At 63.9% G+C, this 14,781-nt stretch carries 18 protein-coding genes; 9 read left to right on the top strand and 9 right to left on the bottom strand.

Annotation, left to right across the window (positions count from 1 at the left end; genetic code table 11):
- The first annotated feature begins 194 nt into the window (after positions 1-194).
- Together ACOGI8_RS15350 and ACOGI8_RS15345 are read left to right on the top strand one after the other, a co-directional pair.
- Positions 195-881, top strand: coding sequence for a DUF433 domain-containing protein (locus ACOGI8_RS15350; protein WP_419854669.1), 687 nt, complete (start codon positions 195-197; stop codon positions 879-881).
- Positions 878-1,309: a hypothetical protein gene (locus tag ACOGI8_RS15345; RefSeq protein WP_419854668.1), complete on the top strand. Its 432-nt coding sequence runs from the start codon at positions 878-880 to the stop codon at positions 1,307-1,309. The genes ACOGI8_RS15350 and ACOGI8_RS15345 overlap by 4 nt, the downstream gene beginning before the upstream one ends.
- Positions 1,310-1,330: 21 nt before the next feature.
- Here the strand turns inward: ACOGI8_RS15345 and ACOGI8_RS15340 are convergent, their stop codons facing one another.
- From ACOGI8_RS15340 to ACOGI8_RS15315, 6 genes are all read right to left on the bottom strand, one after another.
- Positions 1,331-1,984 carry a uridine kinase family protein gene (locus ACOGI8_RS15340; protein ID WP_419854667.1) on the bottom strand — a complete coding sequence of 218 codons (654 nt, stop codon included), beginning with the start codon at positions 1,982-1,984 and terminating at the stop codon, positions 1,331-1,333.
- Between the two features lie 67 nt (positions 1,985-2,051).
- A complete protein-coding gene (locus ACOGI8_RS15335) occupies positions 2,052-2,600 on the bottom strand; it encodes a carboxymuconolactone decarboxylase family protein (protein ID WP_419854666.1) in 549 nt (182 codons plus the stop codon).
- A gap of 11 nt (positions 2,601-2,611) precedes the next feature.
- Positions 2,612-3,718 carry a helix-turn-helix domain-containing protein gene (locus tag ACOGI8_RS15330; RefSeq protein ID WP_419854665.1) on the bottom strand — a complete coding sequence of 369 codons (1,107 nt, stop codon included), beginning with the start codon at positions 3,716-3,718 and terminating at the stop codon, positions 2,612-2,614.
- A gap of 476 nt (positions 3,719-4,194) precedes the next feature.
- Positions 4,195-4,398, bottom strand: coding sequence for a hypothetical protein (locus ACOGI8_RS15325; RefSeq protein WP_419854664.1), 204 nt, complete (start codon positions 4,396-4,398; stop codon positions 4,195-4,197).
- A gap of 363 nt (positions 4,399-4,761) precedes the next feature.
- A complete protein-coding gene (locus tag ACOGI8_RS15320) occupies positions 4,762-5,130 on the bottom strand; it encodes a hypothetical protein (protein WP_419854663.1) in 369 nt (122 codons plus the stop codon).
- A gap of 146 nt (positions 5,131-5,276) precedes the next feature.
- Positions 5,277-5,846 (bottom strand): hypothetical protein, encoded by a 570-nt coding sequence (locus ACOGI8_RS15315; RefSeq protein WP_419854662.1) that lies wholly within the window; start codon positions 5,844-5,846, stop codon positions 5,277-5,279.
- Between the two features lie 135 nt (positions 5,847-5,981).
- Here ACOGI8_RS15315 and ACOGI8_RS15310 point away from each other — a divergent pair, with 135 nt between their 5' ends.
- The 3 genes from ACOGI8_RS15310 to ACOGI8_RS15300 all read left to right on the top strand — a co-directional run bounded on the left by ACOGI8_RS15310 (position 5,982) and on the right by ACOGI8_RS15300 (position 7,523).
- Positions 5,982-6,662: a hypothetical protein gene (locus ACOGI8_RS15310; protein WP_419854661.1), complete on the top strand. Its 681-nt coding sequence runs from the start codon at positions 5,982-5,984 to the stop codon at positions 6,660-6,662.
- On the top strand, positions 6,659-7,159 hold the full coding sequence (locus tag ACOGI8_RS15305; RefSeq protein ID WP_419854660.1) for a hypothetical protein: 501 nt from the start codon (positions 6,659-6,661) through the stop codon (positions 7,157-7,159). The genes ACOGI8_RS15310 and ACOGI8_RS15305 overlap by 4 nt, the downstream gene beginning before the upstream one ends.
- Positions 7,160-7,352: 193 nt before the next feature.
- Entirely contained in the window at positions 7,353-7,523 is a 171-nt protein-coding gene (locus ACOGI8_RS15300; RefSeq protein WP_419854659.1) for a hypothetical protein, read from the top strand.
- A gap of 17 nt (positions 7,524-7,540) precedes the next feature.
- Here the strand turns inward: ACOGI8_RS15300 and ACOGI8_RS15295 are convergent, their stop codons facing one another.
- Positions 7,541-7,774, bottom strand: a complete 234-nt coding sequence (locus ACOGI8_RS15295) for a hypothetical protein (protein WP_419854658.1) — start codon at positions 7,772-7,774, stop codon at positions 7,541-7,543.
- 85 nt (positions 7,775-7,859) lie between these two features.
- The gene (locus tag ACOGI8_RS15290; protein WP_419854657.1) at positions 7,860-8,117 is read right to left on the bottom strand and encodes a DUF3892 domain-containing protein; all 258 of its coding nucleotides are present in this window, start codon (positions 8,115-8,117) and stop codon (positions 7,860-7,862) included.
- Between ACOGI8_RS15290 and ACOGI8_RS15285 the strand changes: the two genes are divergently transcribed.
- The 3 genes from ACOGI8_RS15285 (at position 8,101) to dcd (ending at position 10,953) form a co-directional block, all read left to right on the top strand.
- Positions 8,101-8,643 (top strand): helix-turn-helix domain-containing protein, encoded by a 543-nt coding sequence (locus ACOGI8_RS15285; protein ID WP_419854656.1) that lies wholly within the window; start codon positions 8,101-8,103, stop codon positions 8,641-8,643. The genes ACOGI8_RS15290 and ACOGI8_RS15285 overlap by 17 nt on opposite strands.
- A gap of 581 nt (positions 8,644-9,224) precedes the next feature.
- On the top strand, positions 9,225-10,361 hold the full coding sequence (locus tag ACOGI8_RS15280; RefSeq protein ID WP_419854655.1) for a hypothetical protein: 1,137 nt from the start codon (positions 9,225-9,227) through the stop codon (positions 10,359-10,361).
- The gene (dcd, locus tag ACOGI8_RS15275) at positions 10,351-10,953 is read left to right on the top strand and encodes a dCTP deaminase (protein ID WP_419854654.1); all 603 of its coding nucleotides are present in this window, start codon (positions 10,351-10,353) and stop codon (positions 10,951-10,953) included. Before ACOGI8_RS15280 ends, dcd begins: the two co-directional genes overlap by 11 nt.
- A 102-nt stretch (positions 10,954-11,055) precedes the next feature.
- On the opposite strand, the gene ACOGI8_RS15270 is transcribed toward dcd, so the two are convergent.
- Positions 11,056-12,726, bottom strand: coding sequence for a hypothetical protein (locus ACOGI8_RS15270; protein WP_419854653.1), 1,671 nt, complete (start codon positions 12,724-12,726; stop codon positions 11,056-11,058).
- A gap of 219 nt (positions 12,727-12,945) precedes the next feature.
- Between ACOGI8_RS15270 and ACOGI8_RS15265 the strand changes: the two genes are divergently transcribed.
- Positions 12,946-14,751, top strand: coding sequence for a DUF262 domain-containing protein (locus ACOGI8_RS15265; RefSeq protein ID WP_419854652.1), 1,806 nt, complete (start codon positions 12,946-12,948; stop codon positions 14,749-14,751).
- Positions 14,752-14,781 lie beyond the last annotated feature (30 nt).

Raw genomic sequence — 14,781 nt, 5'->3', positions numbered from 1 at the left:
CAATACACGTCACAATTCGACATGAAATGGAATGACCCGCCTGCTGCGCGGTTGATCTGCCGAGTTGGTTCAGTCGGGGATGCCGTCCGCGGTCTCGATCCGCGGCCTTCCGATAATCCTGTCGCTGCTCAGGGGCAACTGGTGGTAGTGATGATGTTCGACGGACTCGGCGACTGGAGTGAATGCTGAACGGAATGCGCGAATTCGATCTGGGCCGGCCTGTGTACTCGCTGAGCGATGCTGCGGAGATCCTCGCTGTCAGCCGGAGCACACTCGGCTGGTGGTTGGAGGGAGGCGAGCGTCGTGGCCGCCGCTATGACCCAGTACTGCGGGCTGCGGCCACTGGCGACACGAGCCTTACGTGGCCGGAGTTTGTCGAGGCTGGGCTCCTGCGCCAGTACACGCGTGAGCTACGTGTCCGGCTTCACGAGATCCGCAGCTTCGTCGCTGCTTTGCGAGACGAATTGGGCGTGGCGCATCCGTTGGCGTACGCCGTGCCGTGGGTCGGTGAGGGACGGCGGCTGCTGGTCCGCTTCCAGGAGCTGTGCGAGCTACGCGGTGAGCTGCGTCTCATCGCTCTCGTGGACGGTCAGCCTTTGCTGTTGCCGCCTGCTGACTCGTTCGTGAAGCGAGTCGAATGGGACGGTGATCGGCCGGTCGCGTGGCGGCCGCACGACGACGAGGCGTCGCCAGTGCGCTGCCGTCCTGACCACCGGTTCGGCCGTCCGGCGATCGCGGGCATCAGCACGGCGGCGATCGTGGAGCACCTCGACGGAGGCGAGACCGAGAGCGAGGTAGCCGAGCAGTTCGACCTAGGCCTTGAGAGCGTCAGGTGGGCAGCCGCCTATGAGACATCGCGTGTCGCAGCGCAGGCCGCGTGAAGCTTGCCACGGTCCGTTTCTATTTCGACGCGGACATCCTCGGCCTCGCCAAGGTCGTGGGCATGCTCAGACCGGACGTGACCTATCCCGGAGACTCTGGGGCGCAGATCCACGGTCGAGCGCGTCCACCCTGCGCGATTACGACCGCTGACACGCCCGACACCGTTTGGATCCCGTACACGGCGTCGAACGGAATGATCGCCGTTACGCGGGACGGGAGGATCCGGCAGCGTGTTGCCGAACTCGATGCGGTGATGGAGCACGACGCCCGCTTGGTTGTGCTGACGAGCACCGATGCCAAGACGGTCTGGGACCAGCTTGAGGTGTTGATGACGCAGTGGCGACGAATCGAACGGTTGCACGAGTTGCCAGGGCCGTTCATCTATCGCGCGAGCCGCAGCAGCCTCCAAGCAGTCGAGCTCTCCTGACCTTCACGTCGAACAGGTGCCTTACTCCGGCAGGCTGCGTCCGCCGGTCACTCGGAACGTCAGCTCGTCGCTGTCGCTCGTGTCGGTGCTGTCGAGCACTAGGTGGGCGGTGGTGTCGGGGCGGTACTCGGCCCGGTAGCGGTCCTCGACGGGCATCCAGATGTCTTCCCAGCGGGATCGTGCCGCTTCGCCGTCACGAGCCAGTCCTCGGGCGAATCGGGTGGGGCGTTCGGCTTCGGCCCAGATCAGGAAGTGGTACCGATCGCGGATCGACGGATGGGTGCAGTAGACGCCCTCGACGATGAGCGTGCTGTCATGCGGCGCGGTGACCCATTCGCCGAGCCGGTCAGTGCTCCAGTCGTAGCGCCGGTATCGAATGGGCGCGCCGCGTTCGTGGGGCTCGAGCACCTCTCGCTCCAGCCGGGAGAGATCGAAGAGGCCGCCGATCTGCTGTTCCGACCTGGCCGGGTCGGCCGTCGGCCGCCCGAAGTCGTCGCCGTGGACAAGCGTGACGTCGGCCGGCCAGCAACGGACCAGCTCCGCAGCCAGCCTGCTCTTGCCAGACCCGCCCGGCCCGTCGATGCCGATCCGAATACGCGATCCCGCCGACGCCACCAGCCGCACGATGTCGCCCGCGCCAATCCGGTCGCCCTGAGATACAGCACTTGGCGACATGCATCTCCTCTGACGATGGGAGCACGGAACTCAGGCGTTCGATCCGACCAGACCGACGCTAGGTCGCTCAGTCGGGGATCCAGTCTTCGGTCTCGATGCCGAGGCCGTCGGCGATGCGGTTGGCGTAGGCGTAGTAGCCGACCACTTCGGTGATGTCGAGGATGTCGCGGTCAGAGAAGCCGACGTGGCGCAGGGCGTCGACGTCGGCGTCGTCCATGTCGCCTGGTGTGGTGGTGAGCTTGACGGCGTAGGCCAGCATGGCGGTGCGCTTGGGTGACAGCGGGGCGGTGGTCCAGTCGTGCTCGACGGCTGCGACCAGTTCGTCGTCGGCGATGAGGCGGCGCAGACCGCGCCGGTGGTGGACCACTCAGTAGTGGCAGTGGTTGGTGAGGCTGACGACCAGGGCGATGAGCTCGCGTTCGACCTTGCGCAGCGTGGCGGTGCCGGCCATGGCCGATTCGTAGAGGCCTTGGTGTGCGGCCATGGAGCGGGGGTTGAGCGAGTGGACGGCCAGGATGTTGTCGACCCGGCGGTGGGTGGGGTCCACGACCCGGGGGTGCAGCTCGCCGAGCTCGCCGTCCCAGGAGTCGTCGGGGATCATCTCGATACGCGCCATGAGCCAGAGTTTCACACCGATGCGGAGACCGGCGAATCGTCGTGTGGAAGCTTCGGAAGCTCCGGCAGTTCTTCTTCGTCCCAGGTATCGAACAGCAGGCCCAGGGCGCGCGCCGCCGATATCTCCTCGCCGCGGTAGGCGCGCAGCACGGCCTTGCTGTAAGCCTCAGGCAGTGTCGGAGGCTCAAGCTCGACGGGAACTATGAGCCCGTGATCGACGATGTCTGCCTGCCGAGTGCGGGTCTGTCGAACTCGGTGCACTTCCGCCGCTGGGGCCACGTCGAGTTCCGCGAGTCGCTGCGCGAGCGTCGACATATCCACCCGAAATTCGCTTGCGATAAGAACGGCGTCAGTGCGGGTGTCGTCCCCGCCGTGCCAGCGTTCTCGCAGCGCGGCCCGAGGCAGCAGCAGTGCTCTCGCGAAACGGTCGATGCGGGCCTCAACGCCCTCTGCCTGTGAGTTCGCGACGATCCAGTCGGTGGAGTACTCGTCGGCGAAGACGTAGTGACCGATCTCGTGTGCGAGCGTGAGCCGGCGGCGTCCGACGGCCCGGTTGCCATTGATCACTGCCACGCCGCCTTCGGTGAGCAGCATCGAGGTCCCGTCTGCACTCTCGTCTCCGAGGGCCAAAGAGAACGTGAGCAATCCCATCCCTTCGGCGGCACGGGCGAGGTAGTTCGCCGGCTCTTCATCGCCATAGCCCAACAGCCGACGAGCGGCTGCCGCCGCGGTTTCGGTCTCTTCGTCTGTTGCGGGATAGTCGAACGCAGGCGAGGGCGGGAGCTCGAGTCCGACGCCGAGGCGCTGGAGGAACTCCGTTTCGCGGGTTGCCCGCTCGACCATCCGGTCGACGCTTGGGCTCGGCGCGTCGGAGACTCGCCCGCGTCGACGAGAGATCACTGCAGCAGGCGCCTCGTTGAACAGCCACTCAATCCGGATGTCGACGGCCTCCGCGATGTTGGCCAGCTCCATGGCGCCGACGCCCCGGCCCCCGGTCTCGATCTTGGCCAGGGCGCTGCGATGCAGCCCGGCACGGGTCGCGCACTCAGCCTGCGTCAGCCCGGCGTCTCGCCTCGCAGCGGCGATGCGCTGTCCAAGTTCTGCCGTGTCCAGCGCCACGTGTTCGATTCTAGAACAATCCGGCCGTGCGCCAGGCTTCCGAACGGCGTTCGCGCCAACAAAAGCCCCGCCAGTGCACCTCCGCTGGGCGGCGGCGGACGGCGGGGAAGATTGGGTCAAGCCTGCCACGCCCGGCCGCCCGGCACAACCCCGGACCTGTCGAGACGGTTCTGAGTCGCCGCGCGGTGTGCTGGGTGTCGATAGGCGTTACCGTGTGTCCATTCCTCCCCGCCGTCCCGGCTTTGCCGGGCCTGGCGGGGTTATTTCATGCCGGGGACGGTGAGAGCGGCCTTGACACCCTTGCGTGTTGCGACCGGGTGTCTCGGTGCGTGAGCTGCGTAAGTGGCGAAGAGGTGAGTCGACCACGGCGGTCGGCGGACGCCGCGTCAACAAGGTTGGTGTTGCTTCGGCGGGTCTGGCAGCTATGCTGAGTCCCTAACCCACCCGGCCCTTGAGGGGCCGGGTTTTCTTGTTGGCTACCAGCCGAGCGGCTTGGCGCACGTGCCAACAGGATTTGGCAGCTGGCAGCTGGTGAAGTCCGCTCGGTCGAGTTGGTACCACCAGTGGTCGCCCACGCCGTCGCTGGTGCTGCCTCGTAGATCGCCTGCCAGCTGTCCTGCGCTCGGGTTGACGACACCGACGGGCACACGCAGGCGGCTCTCGCGGATCGGAAGGCTCAAGTCGCTGTCGTTTCTTGGTTCTGCCGTCCGCTGGGGTTGCTGCCGCCATCCATGAACGCCGTGCAATACACGATCCGGTGCAGGACGGCTGAGCGAGCCGTCCATGATCGCCGCCGGTCGAGCAGCCGCTGGCTCAGTTGACGGAGGTCGAGCCAGCGCCAGTCCGGTCGCCCACGACCGCATATGGATCTTCCGCCGTAGTACAGATTCAATCCGTCGGTGTAGACCCCGACTCGCATCCGGCCCTCCTGCCTGAGAGAGTTGTGCCGCCGTTCATAGCGCGAAGCCGAATGGTATGCAAAGAATTTGAAATATATTCTAGTATCACAAGAAGATGTCTGCGTGCAGACGGCGGTGCGGGGACTACTGGGCGTCTCGCATTCGGCGGATGAGCACCTCGGCTGGCTCGCGGGTCTTGAGTACGCTGCGTGCGGAGCGGTACGCCGTGCTGGTGCCTTGCTCCACGAGGTCGACGCTGGTGATGCCATGGATCGAACGCGGCTGGTCCGTCGCGGGGTCTCGCTGCACCGTGCCGGTCACGTCGGCGACGCGGCCACGTGCGTCCCGCAGCGCCGTCTCCGTGTCGGTGGTCGGGTAGCACATCACCGCTCTGCCGTCGACAAGCTCACAGAGGGCGTATTGCGACCCGTCCCGTCCAGAACGCATCTCGACACGACCGCGAACGGTGCCCAACGACACACGGCCGTCGTTCTCGGCGGCGGCCCGGCGCATGACGCGGAGCGTACTTCTGCTGCCCCGGAATCGAGTCGTTAGCTTTCGTCGTGATCGCCGCTGCTGTGGGAAGGTCACATCGATGCCTCGACGCAAGCCCCGGCGCAGGACGGCCTGGCCCCGCCCGAGCAGAGCGCATCCGGGGCTCAGTGCCCGCTGATCTGGAAGTCGAGGGCGCGGCGGATGTTCTCGAGCCGGGCGAGGTGCTGGTCGATTCGTCTGTTGTCGACGGCGAGTCCGTCGGCCTCGGCGCCTATGCGGCCGTGGGCGATGAGATCGATCATCTCGACGACGTCGTCGCGTGCCTGCACTCCACTGATGTCGGCGAAGTGGGCCCACTGGTTGCGGGCACACAACGAGTTGCGGAGTCTCTGGTCAGCCTCGCTCCCGAACAGAGCCGACGCAGCATTCCGCTCTTTCTGGAAGATCTTCAAGTGAACATAGGGATCGTTTGGAGAGACGCGGAACCGGTGGCTCTCAAGGATGCTGTACCGACTGCAGAGCTCCTCATGCCAGTTCTCGCCCCAAGCGGGGCGGAACCTGGGCTCATTCAGCAGCCGCAGTGAGCCGCCGAGCAATTCGAGCGCTTTGCCGAGCAGGTCGCGGGCGCTGTCGTCGGGCGAGTCCGGCCAGTACGACTTGATGGTGTCGCGCAGCCTTGCGGGCACCAGCTTGCCGCCGTCGCCGATCCACGCCTCGTGCGCGATGTCGCCCATCGGGTCGCCGCTACATCACCGGGCCGCGCCTCGCCGAAAACCATTCTTCGCCGCTTACCGCCATAGGTACATTGAGGCGCAGTTCGGCACTGGTGAGAGCCGTTCGCGGCCAGGACTCGGAGCCAGATCAGATCGATGACCGCTTACGAGCCGCTCTCCGCACGCTTGAACGCCGCATTCGACGGCTGCTACGAGGCTCACCGCGCCTCGGCCCTGTCGGGCGTGCCGCAGTCGACGGTGTATCTCTGGGCTCGCAATGGGTTGGTGACTCCGTCGGTGTCGCCCACTCGGGTGAAGCTGTGGTCCTACGCCGATCTGATGGCGCTGCGCATCGTCTATTGGCTGCGGCACCCGAAGTTCGAGACCGAGGCAAGCGTTCCAGCGAGCCCGATACCGCGGGTGCGCGAGGCCCTAGCCGAGTTGGAGCGGCACGGATTGGACATCTGGGACGACAGCGACGGCCGGCTGACGTCGCCGCTGCGGGTTGATGCCTCCGGCAAGATCTGGGTGGACGTGGACGGCGTCCCGCACCAGGCGGGACAGGCGGCCATGCTCGAGTCGATGGACCTCTTGGGTCCGTTCGATGTCGCCGACCGCCGGGGACCCGACCTCATCCGCCCCCGCCCCAACCTCCGCATCGTTCCGGGACGGGTCTCAGGCGAGCCGCACCTCGCCGGCTCGCGCATCACGACCCTGTCCGCCGCCGCGCTCTACAAGAGCCTCGGCGACTACGAGGCGGTCGCCGACCTCTACCCGGGCTTCGACACGGAGGCCTTCAGGGAGGCAGTCGAGCTCGAGAGCTCACTGGCTGCGTGATGCAGCTCCCGCTGGAGCACAACTTTCCTGAACCGATCGTCAACGCCCTGAAGCCTTGGATGGGCTCGCTGGAACTGCTGCCCATTCGTCAGATCGATGACCGGTTGACCGAGCTCGACGACCGGCCGTTGCTGATCGCTCTGCGCCAGCTCGGGTTTGAGGGACTGGTGACCCTGAACTACCGCATGCTGCGGAATCCCAGCGAGTTGGCTGCTGTCATCAAGACGGGGCTCACGGTCTTCGCGATTGAAGGAGTTGGCCACGATCCGCTGCGCGCGACCGGTGCGCTGCTTCTCGACCTGCCGTCAGCGGTCAATGCTGTGGAAGCAGGGGCGACAGGGGTCTTCTGGATGAGACCGCGTACGCCGCAACCGCAGGATCCTCACGACCTGTTCGACGAGGCCGCAACACGGCGGCACGAGGACCCCGACGCGCTCTACGCCAGCGTCGAGGTGTCCGATGCCGAATTGCAGACGCCCGTGTTGGCGGCCAGCTAGAAGGCGCCCTGACCGCCGGGTCGGCAGCACGACATCTGGGATCCGACCACTTCGGAATGGGCCGAAGAACCCCACGCCGGCACCACGCAGCGCCACCGGTCCATCTCAGCGATGCCGCACAGGCCACCGCAGAGATCACTCCCAGTTCAATCACCTGAGGAATACGCTGAGTTCCACGGAGGCGGGAGTCACGATGGCCAAGAACGGTGCGAAGGGTGGCGGCCGGCACGGTGCAGTAACAGGCCGCAGTCAATTCCAGAACCCGAAGAACGGAAACTGGACCAAGCGCGACGCAGCCTCGGGCCGGTTCATGGCGATGAAGAAATCAGGCGGCCCGTTCAAGGGCGTGCGGCGCGAGCGCTAATCACCACAGCCGCGTCTTCACCATTGAGGCCAGGAGGCGGCGATTCTCGCGCGTTCAACCGTGTGCAGCGTGGCGGTGCTGGCCATGGCAGATTCGTAGAGGCCTTGGTGTGCGGCCATGGAGCGGGGGTTGAGCGAGTGGACGGCCAGGATGTTGTCGACCCGGCGATGGGTGGGGTCCGCGACACGGGGGTGCAGCTCGCCGAGCTCGCCGTCCCAGGAGCCGTCAGGGATCATCTCGATACGCGCCATGAGCCAGCGTTTCACACCGTTGGTGAAGCGGGCGAACTACGAGCGGAGAGGCCCAGCAAGCCAGCTATCTCAAGCGATCCAAGCGCTAGCAGTCGGGCAGATCGTTGAGGTTGTTGCGAGTCGTGTGGTCCTGATCGGTTCTGAGGTACTTGCCGTTTGGACCGTTCACGACCCTGATCTCGGTTCGACCAGTCCTCCACGGGACGTGATAGGTGTGGATGTAGTTCTCGATGTGATAGATCGCAGTCTCCTTTGAGACCGACGACCATGTAGCCGTAGGGTTGCACAGCCGGGTGATGTCCCCGTAGATGTCCTTGCCTGTCTGGGTGACTGCCCTGTCCATAACTGATTCTCCTTGGTTCTGGATCAAGAACGAATGTGTTCGTGATCCCAAACATACAGGCAAGCTGCGTGCCTGTCAACTATTTCGCGCAGGAATGTTTGACATCACGAACGACACCAGTCATGATGGAGCGATGAGCGGAAACGATTCTCTGGGTGCTCGACTGCGAGTGATGCGTCAGGAACAGGCGCTCTCGCTCACCGAGGTCGCGCACCGAGCCGGAATTTCGAAGGCATACCTATCGCAGCTTGAGCATGGCGCGTCGACGACGCCGAGCCACGAGGTACTGCGGCGCCTAGCGACAGCGCTGGGAACCTCGATCACGGACTTGACGGGAACGCCTGACACCTGGCAACCGGTTGAGTCTGAGCAGCTACCCGCATCCCTGCGGGCTTTTGCCCAAGGCGCAAGACTCCCTCAAGCCGACGTCGCAATGCTTGCCGGCATTCACTACCGAGGTAAACAACCAGGTGAGCCCGATGATTGGGCCCACATCTACGAGACGATCAAGCGCACGATCCGTTAGCGAGGAATCATGACTCTTCGTGAACATCTTTTGAGCGTTGAGAGCGTTGCAAATCTCACAGCTCTCGGGCGCCTTGCAGACCGAGCGTCATTGGCCGTGCATAGAGCAGCATCAGGCACGCTCAACGAAGACGACCGGAACGCACTGAGCGACGCCCGCGCACTACTGGAAGAACTAAAGGGTTTTGCTGGCGCGACGGTGCCAACCCGAGCTGCGCTACAAACAATGCGGCCGATCTCGGTCCTCGAAGAAACGTTCGGCGTCGCCTCGCGAACAAACGCGGGAGTTGACGTAGGAGCGCTACTTGACGGATTCATTGAATCTATCGATGCAATTGTGGACGGTTCTGGGACGACTGACCAGATCAGAGTCGTCTCCGAGTTCTTCAACGGCCTCGCCACGGCCACCTTGAATCGGACGACCGCTATGGCGAGACGAAGTCCAGAACGGAGACCAAGATGGATGAGCGAGGCCTCGAGCTTGTCCGGAGCTTGATCGCTGGCCACGTCGAGAACGCTCTCCGCGGTCAACCGAGGAGCTACTCGGGTCGCGGCAGCCAGCTCATTGAGTTGCACCGCCGAGTGATCGAGGAAGCACAGGCGAAGGTTGCCGAAGTCGACGCAAGGCTCAGTGCCAACGACGACCCGGCCACACGTGAATACGCCGAACGCACATTGCAGCGGACTCTTGTCGAGGTCGAGAAGATCCTTCCATTCCTACGGCCGCTAATGGACAGCGCCCGAAGAGATGACGTGCCCCTAGGCATGCTGGTGGCGCTTGACTCGGCGATCGAGGCGCTGTTGCCTCAGGGCGCGGATCCAATCGTCCACTTCGACAATGCCCATATGTACTCAACGCTCGATCTGAGCGAAGCGCTCAGTAGGCCTACAGAGCTGAAACCTACGCCCGTGGCGTTCTTCGTTCCCGTGCTCGACCCATTCAACGCGCTACTGATGCCCTTGTTGGTCCATGAGATCGGCCATACGGCAATCTTCCAAGCGAGTCTCGGGAGCGCGACTATGAGCCTCGCTAGCGCTGATCTGAACGACTTGCTCGCGCAGCACTTCTCGGGAGCTGAGACGGAGACTCTCTTCAGGTCTCAGACTCAACTCGTCGGGTGGGTCGACGAACTCCTCTGCGACAGCTTGGCGGCTGCCGTATGTGGCCCCAGCTACCTCTTTGCCGCGGCGTCGTTTCTTCCAGCAACGGCACAAGATGACCCTGCTAGCAGTCACCCTTTCCCGAGCGAGCGACTCCGCACCGTGTTGGAGTCCTTGACTCGTGCGGGTTGGGGCGATTTCCTGGCGGCGACGTGTCCCGAGACCGCTGAATGGCTCCGGCAACAGGCTGCGCCAAGTGCGCCGGCCAATCAACAGGAGGAGTTCTTGCGGTCGGCCTGCAGCGTGTTGGTACCTGCCATCGAGTCCACCATCGCCGGTCACGTTCAGACGCCCATCGACGCCGACGCGTACTACACGCTTGCGCCCGAGGCGATGGGTCAGCTGCGCATGCGAGTGCCGCCGAGTGAGGTCGACCAGCAGCCCATCGGGCCTTGGGAGATCTTGGTTGTGGGGTGGCAGTGGTTCTTCCAGATGCATGGCGATTCGCCGGCGACATTGGTGGAGGCGACACGCGATCTCGAATTGAGCAGGGTGCTGCTGCGCGCAATTGAGATGTCGCAGATCCGTCAACTCTGGAGCGATTCCGATGCTGTCTGATGTCGCAATTCGGGAAGTCCTTAGTCATGAGGATGCGGCCGAACGGCTGGTGGTGTGTCCGTTGCTTGATCCCCGCCAAGTCGGAACGGCCTCGATTGATCTTCGTCTCGGCACCGAATTCATGGAGGTACAACGAGCACAGCAAGGAGTCTTGGATCCTTATTCGGCTCACGGGGAACATCGGTTCAATGTCGCGTTTGGAAACGAGCTCATCATCCATCCTGGCCAGTTCCTCTTGGGTTCGACCCTTGAGTATCTGCGGGTACCACGCCGGCTAGCCGGGCAAGTTCTGAATCGATCTTCCTGGGCTCGGAACGGCCTGCTCGTGGCAACTGCAGTGACCGTGCACCCGGGCTTTACCGGCGCGCTGACGCTTGAGCTAGTCAATAGCGGAACTGTTCCTCTCAAGCTCGTGACCGGCACCAGAATTTGCCAGCTCGTTCTGTGGGAGCTCGACCAAGAAACCTCGCAGCCGTATCCCGAGTTCGCCAAATATGACACGCCCCTCGGCCCGCAACCATCAAGACTGAGCCGAGAAGGCGAGGAACAGGCCCGCATCATCGCGGTTGGGCGACAACTGCAAGGCCAATAGGCGCCACGTCAGATGGCGGCTCGCGGATTGAACAGCGATCTGTGAATCTGACGAGGGAGTTGCGGTCTCGACTGGTAGTGCTGAACGCAAGACGACAGCGGGTCAGCACTTGGGCCAGATGATTCCCGACTCGGCGCGGTAGGGGCCGGGTACGCGGCGATCGTCTACGGCGCGTGGCAGCGCGTCGGCCCACGAGCCATGCTCATCGGGCTCGGCGTTCGGCCAGGCCCAGAAGTCGCATTCGATGCGGACGTTGCCCGGCGGGACATCCACGCCGACAATGAGGGGATAGCTGCGGCCTGTGTGGTTAGCAGCCTTGATGACACCATCGGTCGCTCGTGCCAGACCCGCGTACTCCGCTGGCACCCATCCGCAGCCGTCGGTCCGGATCGTGGTGCCGGGATTCAGCCGAAGCAGTGCGTAGGAGATCCAGCCGGCGTACTCGTAGTCGGCACGCGAGGCCACCATCGCACCAGATTCGTCGAATACCTCAAATTGACAGGCTCCCGTTCCCCACACGGTGGCGTTCATAGCTCGCAGGTCGCCTGCATGAATCGTTTCGCCGGCCACGTAGGTACCGCCACCGATCCATGTGCATACGAGCTCGGGAGCATCGTGCGCGGCGACGTATCCGGCAGGGTTCTCCTCACCGACGAGGCGAAGCGGCCGTGCGTCGAGCGGCAGTGAGTCACACGGCACAGCCTCGATGCCACCAAACCCTTCGAGCGTCTCGCAAGCATCGCTTCCATCTGGCAATGCGTAGGGACATGTCTGTTCTGGCAGCTGGACCGCCGGTGTCGTCGCGCTGGGTGTTGGCTGGTCGGCTGCTTTTGCTTCGCCAACCACTGGTTGAGTGACGTCCGCGACCTCGTCCCTTTCCGGTTGGCTCACGACAGGTGCTGTGACGACAGCGACCTCGCCCTCTTCCGGTTGGCTCAGGACGGGTGCCGTGACTGCCGCGGTCTCGCCTTCCTCTGCTTGGCTCACGACAGGTGCCGCGACTACTTCGGTCTCGCCGCTCTGAGCCGGTGGCGGGATGGTTTCGGAGATTGTCGTGCCAGCAGCTTCTGCCCCGTCCTGCGACGTGTCGAAGATTCGTGATGAGCCGTCGACCACGAGGCCTGCAAGCCACGGCAGCACGACAAACAGCGCGAAGAGCAGCAGCAGCCCTGCGGCGGCGAGGACTGCGAGCTTGATCGCTGCCGCTCTGCATCCGGAGTTGAGTGCCGGCCTCAGCCCCCTCGCGGGACGGGGCAGTGGCCCGATGTCGGACGCATTCTGGCCGAGTCGGATCATCAGCTCGCCCTTGGCGTCCCAGCTGCGCTGAAATGACTGGGCTAGGTCATCTCGTATCCGGCTGTGTTCCTCCGGCGCAGCGCGGGCGACCGTTTCGTCGTTCTTGAACAGGCCCGTTCTCGTCAGGTTCGCCGAGCCCACCAGCACGCCGCTGGGCTGACCGGTGCCGGCGGGGTCGAGAGCGACCCACACCTTGGAGTGCAGCATGCCGTCGGGCGAGTGGCAGCCGCGCACCGACACGTCTTCACGCGCCAGGAATGCGAGAGCGTCCTTGCGGTCATCGTCGGACCACCGGTCAAAGCCCGTACGCAGATCTCCGATCAGCAGACGCACCGGACGTCGCCTGGTTCGCTGATGCAGCCATCCAAGGCCGAACGCCGATCCGTACCCCGTGCCCACCAACAGCTCGCCCTGCGGATGCCGACGCAAGAAATCGTCGATCACACCGGCCGCAGCACGGCCCCCCGAAGCAGACACCGCAGCATTCTGGCCGAACACGGGATCCTCAGGTGAGATCAACACGTTATGTGGCAGATGCATCTCGGCATGTGGAGTGGCTACGGTTCCGAGCTGTTGCCCAGATTCACCGGAGTGGCTCCGAGTTCAGGCCTCTCGAGCCGACCCACGAGGTCAGCCCCAGACATCCGCAGCGATGGACCGCCGTGAATCGAGCCGTCTACAGATGAGCGAGGAGCGATGAAGGCAGACACCCTGACGCTGAAGAGTCTCTTCCAGAAGGATGTCCGATACGTCATCCCGACGTTTCAGCGGCCCTACGTGTGGAACCAGGAGGACCAATGGGAACCACTCTGGAATGACGTTCGAAATGCCGCCGAGCGCTACCTGGATGAGCTTGCGCTGGCAGAGGGGCACCGCCCCAAGGCCGAGGAACAGACCGGCACGCACTTCATGGGAGCCGTCGTTCTGCAGCAGCAGCTCACGGCCGTTGCTGACATCGAGACCCGCTTGGTCATTGACGGTCAGCAGAGGTTGACGACTGCCCAGATTCTGTTGGATGCAGCACAAGAGGTCTTTGAAGAACTCGGAGCGGTGGCTGAGGCCAAGCGAATCTCTCGATTGGTCCTCAACGCCTTCGCCGACGGAGACGAAGCGTTCAAGCTTTGGCCAACCAGCTTGGACCGGGACCCCTTTCGAGCAGCGATGAAGAACGGCGCGCCAACCGCTGGCCACGAAGACTCGCTGATAGTCCAAGCACACGACTTCTTCCGACTCCAGATTCGAGAGTGGATCAGCGCCAGCGTCGACGAGGCGGATCAGGAGCAACGCGCCCACGGTCTCGAAGCGGCGATGTTCGGGCTGCTTGAGGTGGTTGTAATCGACCTGGCGACCGCTGACGACGCTTTCGTGATCTTTGAGACGCTGAACGCCCGCGGCACGCCGTTGTTGGCATCCGACTTGGTCAAGAACTACGTACTGCAGACTGCGACGGCCGTTGGGCTCGACGCTGGCGAGCTACACGAGCGAGATTGGCTGCCGTTCGAAGACTCCTGGTGGCGCCAAGAGATCAGGCAGGGCCGCATCGTTCGTCCTCGCCTCGACGTTTTCCTGAACTACTGGCTGATCATGGAGACTGCCAGCGAGGTGCAGTCGCAGGACGTATTTCCCAGGTTCAAGCTCTACGCCGAGGACCAGGGCAAGGCCATCGCTGAGATTGTCGGCACAGTTCGGGACATTGGCGAGACCTACAAGAGTCTTGAACGTGAGAACCAGGAGAGCCGGATCGAGACGTTTCTCTATCGCTGGAGAACCGTCGACGCCGGCACCTTGACGCCGTTGTTGTTGTGGCTGTTCTCTCGGCCTGAGCACGTCGTCGGGTACGAGCAGCGCCTTCAGGCACTCGGGGCCCTGGAGAGCTACTTGGTGCGCCGGATGATCTGCCGCATGACGACGAAGGACTACAACCGGCTCTTCTTGGAGTTGATGGCGGAGCTTCGCGAAGCCGAGCCTGGGGAGGCTGCCGAGTCGATTGTTGCCTTTCTCGCAGAGCAGACCTCGGAGTCTCGGCGCTGGCCGACGGACGGCGATGTTGAGCATGCGATCCTCGACCTGCCGCTCTACCGGCTCCTGACCCGTCGTCGGCTCAGAATGGTGCTCGAAGCGATCGAGGATGAGTGTCGAAGCGTTTTTTCGGAGGAAGCCAACGTCGCTCGCGGTTCGCTGACCATCGAGCATGTGATGCCGCAATCATGGTCGGAGCATTGGCCTCTCGGTCCGGTGCAGGACGTTCTGCAGGCTCAGCATGAGCTGGAGCGGCTCGTCCACAGCCTCGGCAACCTCACGCTGGTCAACCATCGCTTGAACCCGGCGCTGTCGAACAGGCCATGGGCCCAGAAGCAGGAGACGCTGGACGACCACACGGTTCTGCATCTCAACAAGGACCTGCTGAACGCATACAAAGACGCGGATTGGACTGAGGCGACGGTTGCGGCCAGAGGTGCGTCCCTAGCCGCAGTCGTGACGAGAATCTGGCCCGCGCCCTGAGTGACGGCACGGTCATCCGCCCGCCGGCAC

It is taken from the genome of Candidatus Poriferisodalis sp. (genome assembly GCF_965204195.1).
GTDB lineage: Bacteria > Actinomycetota > Acidimicrobiia > Acidimicrobiales > Poriferisodalaceae > Poriferisodalis.
Note: the sequence above shows the minus strand (reverse complement) of the source record. Positions and strands in the feature narration are given on the sequence as shown.

Bases quoted from the DNA above. Each gene is read 5' to 3' on its own strand.
- dcd (WP_419854654.1), top strand. From the start codon at position 10,351: ATGCTGTCTGATGTCGCAATTCGGGAAGTCCTTAGTCATGAGGATGCG.
- ACOGI8_RS15295 (WP_419854658.1), bottom strand. From the start codon at position 7,774: ATGGCGCGTATCGAGATGATCCCTGACGGCTCCTGGGACGGCGAGCTC.
- ACOGI8_RS15265 (WP_419854652.1), top strand. From the start codon at position 12,946: ATGAAGGCAGACACCCTGACGCTGAAGAGTCTCTTCCAGAAGGATGTC.
- ACOGI8_RS15310 (WP_419854661.1), top strand. From the start codon at position 5,982: ATGACCGCTTACGAGCCGCTCTCCGCACGCTTGAACGCCGCATTCGAC.
- ACOGI8_RS15290 (WP_419854657.1), bottom strand. From the start codon at position 8,117: ATGGACAGGGCAGTCACCCAGACAGGCAAGGACATCTACGGGGACATC.
- ACOGI8_RS15350 (WP_419854669.1), top strand. From the start codon at position 195: ATGCGCGAATTCGATCTGGGCCGGCCTGTGTACTCGCTGAGCGATGCT.
- ACOGI8_RS15340 (WP_419854667.1), bottom strand. From the start codon at position 1,984: ATGTCGCCAAGTGCTGTATCTCAGGGCGACCGGATTGGCGCGGGCGAC.
- ACOGI8_RS15320 (WP_419854663.1), bottom strand. From the start codon at position 5,130: ATGCGCCGGGCCGCCGCCGAGAACGACGGCCGTGTGTCGTTGGGCACC.
- ACOGI8_RS15315 (WP_419854662.1), bottom strand. From the start codon at position 5,846: ATGGGCGACATCGCGCACGAGGCGTGGATCGGCGACGGCGGCAAGCTG.
- ACOGI8_RS15300 (WP_419854659.1), top strand. From the start codon at position 7,353: ATGGCCAAGAACGGTGCGAAGGGTGGCGGCCGGCACGGTGCAGTAACA.